Annotated in this window: 13 protein-coding genes; 7 read left to right on the top strand and 6 right to left on the bottom strand. The window is 42.9% G+C overall.

The window, feature by feature from the left end; translation table 11 throughout:
- Window positions 1-47: 47 nt before the first annotated feature.
- From CHU92_RS02565 to CHU92_RS15760, 5 genes are all read right to left on the bottom strand, one after another.
- Complete coding sequence (locus CHU92_RS02565) at window positions 48-1808, bottom strand: aromatic amino acid hydroxylase (RefSeq protein ID WP_094412302.1); 1761 nt, start codon at window positions 1806-1808, stop codon at window positions 48-50.
- Between the two features lie 217 nt (window positions 1809-2025).
- A complete protein-coding gene (locus tag CHU92_RS16220) occupies window positions 2026-2124 on the bottom strand; it encodes a T9SS type A sorting domain-containing protein (protein WP_129582989.1) in 99 nt (32 codons plus the stop codon).
- A 32-nt stretch (window positions 2125-2156) separates the two neighbouring features.
- A complete protein-coding gene (locus CHU92_RS02560; RefSeq protein WP_094412300.1) occupies window positions 2157-2705 on the bottom strand; it encodes a DUF4136 domain-containing protein in 549 nt (182 codons plus the stop codon).
- A 61-nt stretch (window positions 2706-2766) separates the two neighbouring features.
- Window positions 2767-4755, bottom strand: coding sequence for a urocanate hydratase (locus CHU92_RS02555; RefSeq protein ID WP_094412298.1), 1989 nt, complete (start codon window positions 4753-4755; stop codon window positions 2767-2769).
- A gap of 70 nt (window positions 4756-4825) precedes the next feature.
- A complete protein-coding gene (locus CHU92_RS15760) occupies window positions 4826-5002 on the bottom strand; it encodes a DUF5522 domain-containing protein (RefSeq protein WP_165764574.1) in 177 nt (58 codons plus the stop codon).
- Between the two features lie 28 nt (window positions 5003-5030).
- On the opposite strand from CHU92_RS15760, the gene CHU92_RS02545 reads away from it, so the two are divergent.
- The 5 genes from CHU92_RS02545 (at window position 5031) to CHU92_RS02525 (ending at window position 8908) form a co-directional block, all read left to right on the top strand.
- Window positions 5031-5366, top strand: coding sequence for a hypothetical protein (locus tag CHU92_RS02545; protein WP_094412293.1), 336 nt, complete (start codon window positions 5031-5033; stop codon window positions 5364-5366).
- Between the two features lie 68 nt (window positions 5367-5434).
- A complete protein-coding gene (locus CHU92_RS02540; protein WP_317044670.1) occupies window positions 5435-5911 on the top strand; it encodes a DUF1761 domain-containing protein in 477 nt (158 codons plus the stop codon).
- Between the two features lie 49 nt (window positions 5912-5960).
- A complete protein-coding gene (locus tag CHU92_RS02535) occupies window positions 5961-7100 on the top strand; it encodes an 8-amino-7-oxononanoate synthase (RefSeq protein ID WP_094412289.1) in 1140 nt (379 codons plus the stop codon).
- A 90-nt stretch (window positions 7101-7190) separates the two neighbouring features.
- Window positions 7191-8318, top strand: a complete 1128-nt coding sequence (locus CHU92_RS02530) for a helix-turn-helix domain-containing protein (protein WP_165764573.1) — start codon at window positions 7191-7193, stop codon at window positions 8316-8318.
- A gap of 83 nt (window positions 8319-8401) precedes the next feature.
- Complete coding sequence (locus CHU92_RS02525; RefSeq protein ID WP_094412285.1) at window positions 8402-8908, top strand: DoxX family protein; 507 nt, start codon at window positions 8402-8404, stop codon at window positions 8906-8908.
- Between the two features lie 10 nt (window positions 8909-8918).
- Here CHU92_RS02525 and CHU92_RS02520 read toward each other — a convergent pair whose 3' ends face one another.
- Window positions 8919-9797, bottom strand: coding sequence for a diacylglycerol/lipid kinase family protein (locus tag CHU92_RS02520; protein ID WP_094412283.1), 879 nt, complete (start codon window positions 9795-9797; stop codon window positions 8919-8921).
- 72 nt (window positions 9798-9869) lie between these two features.
- On the opposite strand from CHU92_RS02520, the gene CHU92_RS02515 reads away from it, so the two are divergent.
- Window positions 9870-10841, top strand: coding sequence for an App1 family protein (locus CHU92_RS02515; RefSeq protein WP_094412281.1), 972 nt, complete (start codon window positions 9870-9872; stop codon window positions 10839-10841).
- A 19-nt stretch (window positions 10842-10860) separates the two neighbouring features.
- Window positions 10861-11007, top strand: coding sequence for a membrane lipoprotein lipid attachment site-containing protein (locus CHU92_RS15755; protein WP_165764572.1), 147 nt, complete (start codon window positions 10861-10863; stop codon window positions 11005-11007).
- The last annotated feature ends 147 nt before the right edge of the window (window positions 11008-11154 follow it).

Raw genomic sequence — 11154 nt, 5'->3', positions numbered from 1 at the left:
CTTCTAATGACCGCCAGTTAGAAATTTACTCTAATGAACTTTTTGGGTTAAATAGCTTTTTCTTTTTCAAATATAAGGTCGAGCCCCCCATCAATAAGGTGAGCCACTTCGGGCCGGCGCTGCTTCACAACACTAAGGTGTGCCATTACATCCTGCAAGAGGCTCCCGTTGTTGTCCTTTTGCAACAGCTCAGCAGTTTCTACTGACAGCAGCCAGTCATGAGGATGGTTTTTTACAAGTATCTTAAATGTTTCATCAATGGCCATCCGCGCATCCCTGCCCTCCCTAATGTCCCGTATGTTACTGTAGAGGCTTTCGAGTTCTTCCCTTTCGGGAGATTTTTTTGCTTTTATAGTCTGGCTTGACGGAACGTGGGTAATCAGGTCAAAGCTGCTGACATCGGCAGGCCCGGAAAAGGCAGAAACTATTTTTTTCCCTACGGCCATATCATACACACCCCATTCCGGGCGGAAGAGTACATTGCCGCCATGAGTAACAGTACAGTCTTTAAAACTTATTAATATGATTTTGCCCTGTATGTTGCGTGTCCCGGTAATTATTTCTCCTGATACTGTTATGCCGCCCTCAAACTCCAGCGTCACCCTTTCGCCTTCATATATATCATAAGCCCTGAGGTCACGCGGGCTCATATCTTCAATGGCTAGGTTTATGCCTTTAAGCTTGCCCACAGGGCTGCCAAACCCTTCAGCGTGATAAGATGTTCCATGTCCAACAAGTTCTTTTTCCCTGTAAGCCAGGGCTGTTTTCCCGGTTGTTTGTATATAAGCGGGTTTACCTTCGTGTTCTATCACATTAGTAAAAACCCCTGAGATTTGTAAGCCGGTGCTAAGCTCTACAGTTGCCAGCGCTTTTGACTGGATAACCTTCTGCACGCCGGATAAACCTCCTGTGCGCAACGCCATCTTATTAGCAAACTCCTCAAGTACAAGGCTTAAGCGTGCAAAATCAGGGGTCACAAAAAGCTGTGGCTGCGGCTTAGTGATGTCAAAGCTTTGGTAGGCAGCGTTAATATCATAAGGGACTTTTTTTACATTATCGGTCATGCACCAGGTACTTTCGCCTATGGAAGAAAGCAACCCGGCACCATATATTTTAGGGTTGTCTACGGTGCCTATAAGCCCGTATTCCACAGTCCACCAGTGCAGGTTGCGTATCAGCGCCATTTCGCTTGGCTCCACAACAGCATTCTGCAATTCGTCAACACGTTTTTCTACGGCCTCAATTTCTTCTTTTGGCGTGCCCTCAGCTTCTTTTAAGATAGATAAAAGCCTGATAGCTTCATATATCTCATAATCATGTGCCGATGATATGGCCTTGCAGCCTATTTCGCCAAAACGGCGCAGGTATTCGGCATATTCAGGGTTAGCAATAATAGGCGCATGCCCCGCTCCTTCATGGATAATGTCTGGAGCCGGTGTATACTCAATATGCTCCAGCTGCCGTATGTCAGATGCTATTACCAATACATTATAAGCCTGGAATTCCATGAACGCATTGGGTGGTATGAAACCGTCAACCGCCACGGCAGCCCAGCCTATTTCTTTCAAAATACGGTTCATGCCATACATGCTCGGTATACTGTCTATCTCAATTCCTGTTTTTTTCAACCCTTCAAGATAAGAACTGTGGGCAACCCTGCTCAGGTAATCTACATTTTTTCGCATAACATAGCGCCATACCGCCTGGTTTATGGGTGTATATTCTTGGTAGTCCTGTGGCTTTATAAATTGCTTTAAGTGTTTTGGCAGCCTTTCTATTAAAGGATTGGTTTCAAAAGTCGCGTTCATGGCTTTACTATATTTCTATCGTAAAATTATGAAATCTTCACCTAAAATCCTTGAATTTTAAACTTTATCTTTTAAAACTGCAATTATCCGGTATGATTTTGAACAATAAAAAGCCGCAACAAAAAGCTGCGGCTGAACAAAAACAAAGTAATAACTAATAACAGGTGATAAAACCTGGTATATAAACTTATAAAACAGGATAATTAGTATGCACCGGCTATTCTTTAACTAATTTTTCTATTGTGGTACCCTTATCAGTAGCAATTTTCAGGAAGTAGATACCTGCGGGTTTTGCAGAAACACTACCTAAAACCACTCATAGAGGTACAAAAGCAAAATTTAAAAGCATTACTTCTTCTGCGGCGGGAACTGTGCCAGTATCCTGGCTACAAATTCATTTATGCGTTGTTGCTTGGCGTCGCGGTCCATAGTAAGCACACCTGTACCCACACCCTGCCAAACCAGTTCTTTTTTATTGGCATCAATAAGGTCAATATACAGCGTGCCTTCGGTAGAGGTGCTTACAAAAGTATTGTTCCAGCCCCAGCCCCATCCGGGCCCCCAGCCCCAACCCCATCCGGGCCCCCAGCCAAAGCCGGGATAAAACTGGTCTACATTAATGACTTTGTTTGATTTTGTGAATATATTCACTAACATATCCGGCTTTTCGCTTTTGGTAAAGCCTTTTTTGGCAAACTCGCCATCAATAGCGCGCATTATCCTCTTTTTGTCAAGGTCAGATATATCGGCTTTATCAATACCCTCTTTAAAAAATGCATAGGTTTTATACCCGCTGAAATCAGCATTATCATCATAATCAGATGTAACCCTGACGGAGCTGCAAGAACTAACAATAACCGTTAGCAAACAAAACGATAGCAATTTTATAGTTTTCATAATCCAAAAGTTAATGGTTCGGAGAGAAAGAAAAAGCACCGGCAACCAACTCACTGAATTATTAGTTCAATAAAGCATCATCAACCTTGTTAGGGAGTGTAACTTTAAGCAGCGGCTCAGCTTCCATAGCCCTTTTTATAGCAAAAATGGCTTCGTCATTCCTGGCCCAGCTCCTCCTGGCAATTCCATTGTTTACATCCCAGAAAAGCATTGATTGTAATCGCCTTGATGCATCAGTAGAACCATCAAGAACCATACCAAATCCCCCATTTATAACCTCACCCCAGCCTACTCCGCCACCATTGTGTATGCTTACCCATGTAGCCCCGCGGAAGCTGTCTCCAATCACGTTATGTATGGCCATATCAGCCGTAAAACTTGAACCGTCGTAAATATTAGATGTTTCACGATAAGGTGAATCGGTACCTGATACATCATGGTGGTCACGGCCCAGGATCACATACCCTATTTCACCATTAGCGATGGCTTTATTAAAGGCTTCGGCAATTTTTATCCGGCCTTCGGCATCAGCATATAAAATGCGGGCCTGTGAGCCTACTACGAGCCTGTTTTCCTGCGCTCCCTTGATCCAGCGGATATTGTCTTCCATCTGCTGTTTGATTTCAGCAGGGGCTGTTTTGGCCATTTCTTCCAGCAACCTTAATGCAATAGCATCGGTTTTGGCAAGGTCTTCAGGACTGCCCGAAGCGCAAACCCACCGGAAAGGCCCAAACCCATAATCAAAGCACATAGGGCCCATTATGTCCTGCACATAACTTGGATACTTAAAGTTAATACCGTCATCAGCCATAATATCGGCACCTGCACGCGAAGCCTCAAGCAGGAACGCATTGCCGTAGTCAAAAAAATATGTGCCTTTAGCCGTGTGGCGGTTTACTGCTGCCGCATGCCTCCTTAATGTATCTTTAACTTTTTCCCTGAACAGCTCCGGCTGCTCTGCCATCATAGTGTTGGCCTCCTCAAATGACAAGCCTGTGGGATAATAGCCCCCGGCCCAGGGATTATGAAGGGACGACTGGTCGCTGCCAAGGTCAACATAAATACCTTCAGCATCAAAACGTTCCCATATATCAACCACATTGCCCTGATAGGCTATAGACACCACTTCTTTACCGGCCTTAGCTTTTACAACCCTTTGCACCAGGGCATCAATATTGGTAATTACTTCGTCAACCCAGCCTTGCGAATGCCTGGTGTGTACGGCTTTGGGGTTAACTTCGGCACATACGGTTATACATCCGGCTATGTTGCCCGCCTTAGGCTGCGCACCGCTCATTCCACCGAGGCCTGAAGTAACAAATAATTTACCTTCAAGGCCTTCGCCGTTCTTCGAAATCTTCCTTCCGGCATTTAAAACAGTTATGGTGGTACCATGCACTATACCCTGTGGGCCTATATACATATAGCTGCCTGCCGTCATTTGCCCGTATTGGGTTACGCCAAGGGCATTAAATTTTTCCCAGTCATCCGGTTTAGAATAATTGGGTATCATCATGCCGTTGGTTACAACTACCCGCGGCGCATCTTTATGAGACGGGAACAGTCCCATGGGGTGGCCGCTGTACATAACAAGTGTCTGCTCATCGGTCATTTCGCTTAGGTACTTCATGGTTAGCCTGTACTGCGCCCAGTTCTGGAACACGGCACCGTTACCGCCATACGTAATAAGCTCATGCGGGTGCTGCGCCACGGCATAATCCAGGTTGTTCTGTATCATGAGCATAATGGCCTTAGCCTGTTCGCTTTTACCCGGGTATTCGTATATCGGCCTGGCGTACATTTTATAATCCGGGCGTAGGCGGTACATGTAAATACGGCCATAGTTTTCAAGTTCTTCGCTAAATTCTTTAATAAGCTCCACATGATGATGCGGCTCAAAATAGCGCAGTGCATTGCGCAGTGCCAGTTTCTTTTCTTCGGCTGATAATATTTCCTTGCGCTTTGGTGCGTGGTTTATTTCCGGGTCGTACGGTTTTGGCTGCGGTAAAACAGAAGGTATCCCTTCCTGTATCTGTTCGTGAAATGTCATATATTTAGTGTTCCGGTGTTCAGTGCTCAGTGTTCAGCCGGCTTAATGCCAACTGCTTACTGAATATTAATCACTTTTTTAATGTTCCTGTTTTTTTATCATACCCGTAAGGGCAATGGCGACAGCCGCTTTTGCAGCAGTAACCGCGCTTTAAATGATATGCTTCCGTAAAAACTTTATAGCCCTCGGGCGTAAGGTAATAATCTTCACCTTCGGTTAATTTATTATCAGAATTATTGCTGTACATACACGCAAATTTAGGAACTTTACATATAATGAAAATCATAGCGACAAAATATTTAATACCGAAAGGTTTTACAGGTATAGCATTATATCCTTTTATAATCGTTAATGACAGCAGCCTTAGGGGTAACACCCGGTTTATAAACCACGAAAAAATACACTTGCGCCAGCAGGCAGAGATGCTCATTTTGCCTTTCTATTTATGGTATGGTATTGAATTTATTGTAAAGATGCTGTATTACGGCAACAGGTACAAAGCCTACAGGAATGTATGCTTTGAAAAGGAAGCTTACGAAAATGAAGATGATATTGCCTATTTGGAACGCAGGAGGCCCTGGAATTTTATTAAATATATTTTAAAGGAATAATTTTTAAGAATTTTAAATCATTAAAATAAAAAATTTACATTTGTTATACTAACCAAACAACAATTATTATGAATTTACTCGCTACACTACTTGCAGCCTTAGTCACGCTGCCAATTGGTTTTATCTGGTATAATCCCAAAGTTTTCGGTACCGTATGGATGAGGGAATCCGGGATGACCGAAGAAAAAGCCAAAGGTGCCAATATGGTAAAGGTATTTGGACTTACCATCCTGTTCTCTTTCATGATTGCTTTCATGCTTAACCAGATTGTTATCCACCAGGTTGGCGCCGTGCAACTGGCAGGAGGCGACCCTGCAAAAGCCCTGCCTTCATTCCACGCCTTTATGGAAGATTATAAGGATGCCCACCGTTCTTTTGGCCATGGTGTGCTGCATGGTGTTATTGCCGGTATTTTCTTTGCGCTTCCGCTAATTGCCATTAACTCGCTGTTCGAGCGTAAAAGCTGGAAGTATATCCTTATAAATGCAGGATATTTTATTGTTTCACTCGGAATTATGGGCGGCATAATCTGCGCCTGGAAATAAAAATTACCCCTGCCCCCGCGCCAGTAGCGGGGGCTACAAACAAACAAACTTGGCGTCAGAACTTTACTTCCGGATTTTTACCACAGTGGCTGCCCTGCCACAGGACTGGGACACTATTGCAGAACCTAACATATTCCTTTCATCACGCTACCTGGCATTGCTGGAAAAAGCCCCTCCTAAAAATATGGAGTGCTTTTTTATAGGCTTATATAAAAATGGTACTCTGGGCGGGATTGCCCTGGCGCAATATATAGACCTGTGCAGCATCAATCCTTTTGGCACAAAAAAAAACAATTGGGTTAAAGAATACCTGTTCCGCCGTTTTTCTTCAAACATACTCATTATCGGCAATAATATGCTGACGGGCCAAAATGCCTTTTTACTCGCAAATACTATTACCATACAGGAAGGGCTTTTACTGCTTAAGGATGTGCTGGATGTAATAAAGGGCATTTACCGGAAAAAACGCATGAAGATAAACCTTCTGGCTGTTAAAGATTTTAATGAATCAGAATTCCCGGATTTTGAAAGCGCAGGTTTTAAAGGCTACTTCAGGTTTTGTACCCAGCCGAACATGATATTCAGCATTAAGGAAAAATGGGCTTCTGTCGATGATTACCTTACCAGTATCAACACCAAATACCGAACGCAATACAACAGGGCAAGAAAAAAATCACACGGTGTTGAAAAAAAGAAACTTACAAAAGAAGATATAGTTATTTATAGGGACCGCATATATGCCCTGTATGCTACTGTGGCAAACAATGCCTCATTTAATACATTTCTTTTACCGGAAAACCATTTTGAGATTTTTAAAGAATCATTGAAGGATGATTTTTTATTCTACGGATATTTTATAGATAACGAACTGGCAGGATTCAGTACCCTTATAAAAAACGGCCCTGATATGGATACCTATTTTTTAGGGTATGATGACCGTGTGCAGAAAGAAAAAATGCTGTATCTTAACATGCTGTATGATATGGTGGCCTATGCCATAAAGAAAAAATTCAAGCATGTAATACTCGCCCGGTCGGCCATGGAAATAAAAAGTTCTGTCGGCGCTAAAGCCGAAGAAGTATATGGCATTATTAAGCATACTAATCCTGTACTGAACCTTTTTATGGGGAAATTGTTTACTTATTTTGATCCCAAAGTGGAATGGAAAGAACGCAACCCATTTAAGTAAATGCTATTCAATTTCAATTTTTACAGCTCGCTGCTCCTAATACTCTTTATATACGGGTTACTCTACAGTTTGCTGTTATTGAAAAAAGGAATGGAAACCAGCACGGTTGCTCCTAAGTGGCTGGCATTGTTCCTGCTTTTTTGTTCGCTTTACATAGCTCCCTGGATGCTCGGCTTTGCCGGCTGGTATGACAACCAGCCCTACAGGGATATAATGTTTTACACGCCTTTCCGGCACATATACTTTATAGGGCCTGCTTTATATTTTTATGTACAAAGCCTGCTTAATCCAAAGTTCAGGCTGACCCGTAAAAACAGCATACACTTCCTTCCGGGCATATTATACCTAATGTATAATGCTGTAATCGTGGTAACCGATAAGCTCGTGCTCAACAAATATTACTTTTTAGCCGACGGGTCAGACAGGGATTTTGAAACATGGTATTCGGTTAGCGGGGTTGTGCACATGTTTTTTTACCTGGCTGCATCGCTCAGGTATTATAAAATTTACCGGGATTTAATGCCCCAGGTAATCAGCTATTCTGATACTTTAACCTTTAAATGGATAAGGAACTTCCTGGCTGCTTTCGTTACCATACTGTTGCTGAGTGTTGTTTATGATACAGTTACACTGTTTTATCCTGAAATGGCCGGCTATACCTCCAGATGGTGGTTTTTCTTCTTTTTTGCCATCATAACTGCTTATATAGCTGTAAGCGGCTACAGCAACACCCTCCGCACAACAGTTCCGTTTGATGTTTCTTTACTGGCCCCTGAAAAAGCTACTGTGTATACCGATACGGAAGAAAATGCAATTCCGATAAAAGAAGCAAGAGTACCCGATACAGGAATTGACGAAAGCTTGCATATAGTTAAGTCTCAAATCAGTGCTTATTTTGACGAAGAGCGTCCTTATAATGATCCTGAGCTTACACTGCCAGACGTTGCCGGCGCAATAGATGTGCCTGTGGCCGTGGTATCAAAAGCCATAAACAAAGGATTCGGGATGAACTTTAACGATTATGTAAACCGCTACAGGGTTGAGGCTGTAAAAAAAGCCTTTGAAAAAGGAGACCAGCAAAAACAAACCTTGCTGGGTATTGCCTTCAATTGCGGCTTCAACTCAAAAGCTACTTTTAACCGCGCGTTCAAAAAACATACCGGCCAGTCTCCCCGTGAGTATATGCTTGAAACAGCTCCACAAAGCGTTACAGAATAAGTCTCAAATTATAATTTGAAGCGATTGCGTATTGATTTACAATGAACTTTGCCTCACTATTAATCTAAAATACGTAATCAGTCATGAAAAAATTAATCCGGTTTTTTACAGGTTCTGCAACTGTCGATTCTAAACTTTTTGCAGTATGCTATCTAATTTTCCGCCTTCACCTTGGCTTATCTATAGCGCTTGGGGCAGGGCTGCCAAAAATGTTCCACAAGATAAATGAGAATGGAAGCGAAGACTGGGAAAATAAAACTTTCGGCGCTTCATCATGGTTTATAAACCAGGTGCATGATATAGGTTTTACTTTCCCTTCACCTTCTTTCTGGGCATATATGGCTATATACGGTGAGTTTTTAGGCGGACTTTTCATAGCCTTTGGGCTGCTCACAAGGTTGAGCGCATTGCAGTTAGCCTTCCAGTTCTTTATCATTTCCTATATATGGTATGATGCACCCGAGCCGATAGTAGGCATGTACTACCAGCAGCTTTTCTTTGTAGCCTACCTGCTCATATTTGCCATAGGTAGTGGCCCTTACAGCCTTGACAAACTACTGTTCCGTAAAAAAATCCAGGCACCTGTTTAGGTGCCTGGGTTTATGGAATGGCCACTTTCATCTGCTTTGGCAGTATCTTTATGCTGAGTTGCTGCTCCTCTCCGCAATATTCACCGTCAACCTGGAAAAAAACAGGCAAACCTGTAGTTATTTCCGCTTCTTCCGCTGAAAGTATCTCTACATCATTTTCGCTGTCAACCGGTATATTTCCTGCCAGTATTTTACTTATAACTATAATATCAAGGTTCTTTAGCACCACTATTTCAAACTTCCCGTCATCCATTTTCCCTATCGGGTTTATGGTTACCCCGGTGCCGTACCGGTTTGTGTTGGCTATAACAACCATCCGTGCTTCTGTATTTATGGTTTCACCATTGGCTTTTATAGTAACATCAAACGGTTCGCGGGTAGTGGAAAGCGTATTTACAGCCTGTAGTGCATAACCAAGCTTACCGCGTATATTGCTGTTCTCGTAGTTCTTTATAAGTTCCGCATTGAGCCCGATATCACTAAGATGAAGGCTTTTCCTGCCATTGATGCTCACCATATCCATTTCTATGTAATGATTATGGAAAGCGATCCTTAAATTCTCCTCCAGGCTGTTGGGCAGGTCAAGGTCAACCGAAAGCCCGTTGGCTGAGCCGGCAGGCAAAACCCCGATTATAACATCATTATGCTGAACAGCTTCAGCAGCCATTTTTATGGTTCCGTCACCCCCGGCTACTAATATACGCTCCGGCTTATGTTCTTCGTAAAGTTTTTTTATGGCTGCCTCATCGTCTTCACCCGTGGTATAAAACTCAATAAGGGTAACACCCTCTTTGCGGGCATATTCGTGTGTTGCTTCAATAAGTGCCGATTTATCATTTCCGCCGGCAATTGGGTTTACTACAAACAGAAATTTCTTTTGGGAACTCATTAGGATATTTTTTTGTTTAAAATTAGTAAATTGTAGTACCAAACTTCTTAGCAAAAGCCTAAATTTTTTTTGATGACGCCCATTATAAAACTTTATCGCGGCTATGCCAACGAAAACGAACTCATAGTGTTTGGCCACCTGTTTAAACCCAATACTGCCGGCAGCTATGAATTTGAAAAAAAACGTCTTAAAAATGCACGCTCCATCATCAGGATGTTCAGGGTTAAGACCATACCCAATGCCGATGTGTACCTGGAACATAACGGGCAAAGGATACATACCAAAACCCTTAGTGACGGCTACTTTAAGTTTTGTATCCCTCTGAAAGAAGAAGCAGGCTACGGGTGGACGGATTATTATGTAAGTACATATAGCAGTAACGGGCTGGAAGTAAGGGAAAAAGGAACCTATATCCGCCCTTTTGAAGGTAACCTGGGTTTTATAAGTGATATAGATGATACTTTCCTGGTATCGCACACACGGAACTTCTTTAAAAAGCTCTACATCTTGCTCTGGAAGAACATCAACGACCGCAAACTGTTTGAAGATGTTGTGCCACATTACCAGGCTCTTAGTACGGCCGGCAGGAATAATAAAGAAGAAAGGAATGCTTTCTTTTATGTATCGAGCAGCGAGTGGAACCTGTATAACTTTATTGTAAAATTTACCCAAAAGCATGAACTGCCCAGGGCAGTGCTTTTATTAAAAGATATAAAGACCAGCCTGATGGATTTTTTTGTGACAGGGCGGGGCAACCATAACCACAAGTTCGATAAAATAAAGCACATACTGGAGTTTTATCCGCACCTGCAGTATATACTGCTGGGCGATGACTCCCAGCAGGACCCTTTTTTGTACGAGGATATTTGCAAGATATTTCCGGTGACGGTTAAAGCGGTTTATATAAGGCAAACCTCTGCAGGTAAAAAAGAAAAAGCTGTAAAGGCACTGCAGAATATGGAATCCATGAATGTTGCTACCTGCTATTTCAGGAATAGCAGCGAAGCCATAGCACATTCACAAAAAATTGGTATAACACAGTAATAACTTAAATTGTAAAGCTATGAAAAAGATAATTCTTTTCGGTTTCATTGTACTGGCGCTGGCATCGTGCAGGCAGAAGAACGAGCCGGACTCACCCGAGCCAGCACCTACACCACCTCCGGTTGAAGACCCGGCACCTTCAAAAACGCCCGGCCCAAGGACATGACAGCAGAATAAACCTGAAACACACAACTGAAAATCCTCGCTTCGGCCATTGTGCCTTATTATTTGGAGCAGCCTTCTATAGGATTGCCGCAGGCGCATTTCCCGCTATCCGCTCTATCTCCCCGCCGCAAAAGCAGGCGGCGGGGAG

Origin of the sequence: Flavobacterium cyanobacteriorum (assembly GCF_002251835.1) — a bacterium.
Classification (GTDB): Bacteria; Bacteroidota; Bacteroidia; order Flavobacteriales; family Flavobacteriaceae; genus Flavobacterium; species Flavobacterium cyanobacteriorum.
This window is presented reverse-complemented; position numbering and strand designations above follow the sequence as displayed.

Excerpts from the sequence above, each read along its gene's own strand:
- CHU92_RS02565 (WP_094412302.1), bottom strand. The coding sequence starts at position 1,808 with ATGAACGCGACTTTTGAAACCAATCCTTTAATAGAAAGGCTGCCAAAA.
- CHU92_RS02560 (WP_094412300.1), bottom strand. The coding sequence starts at position 2,705 with ATGAAAACTATAAAATTGCTATCGTTTTGTTTGCTAACGGTTATTGTT.
- CHU92_RS02555 (WP_094412298.1), bottom strand. The coding sequence starts at position 4,755 with ATGACATTTCACGAACAGATACAGGAAGGGATACCTTCTGTTTTACCG.
- CHU92_RS15760 (WP_165764574.1), bottom strand. The coding sequence starts at position 5,002 with ATGTACAGCAATAATTCTGATAATAAATTAACCGAAGGTGAAGATTAT.
- CHU92_RS02545 (WP_094412293.1), top strand. The coding sequence starts at position 5,031 with ATGAAAATCATAGCGACAAAATATTTAATACCGAAAGGTTTTACAGGT.
- CHU92_RS02540 (WP_317044670.1), top strand. The coding sequence starts at position 5,435 with ATGAATTTACTCGCTACACTACTTGCAGCCTTAGTCACGCTGCCAATT.
- CHU92_RS02530 (WP_165764573.1), top strand. The coding sequence starts at position 7,191 with ATGGAAACCAGCACGGTTGCTCCTAAGTGGCTGGCATTGTTCCTGCTT.
- CHU92_RS02525 (WP_094412285.1), top strand. The coding sequence starts at position 8,402 with ATGAAAAAATTAATCCGGTTTTTTACAGGTTCTGCAACTGTCGATTCT.
- CHU92_RS02520 (WP_094412283.1), bottom strand. The coding sequence starts at position 9,797 with ATGAGTTCCCAAAAGAAATTTCTGTTTGTAGTAAACCCAATTGCCGGC.
- CHU92_RS02515 (WP_094412281.1), top strand. The coding sequence starts at position 9,870 with ATGACGCCCATTATAAAACTTTATCGCGGCTATGCCAACGAAAACGAA.
- CHU92_RS15755 (WP_165764572.1), top strand. The coding sequence starts at position 10,861 with ATGAAAAAGATAATTCTTTTCGGTTTCATTGTACTGGCGCTGGCATCG.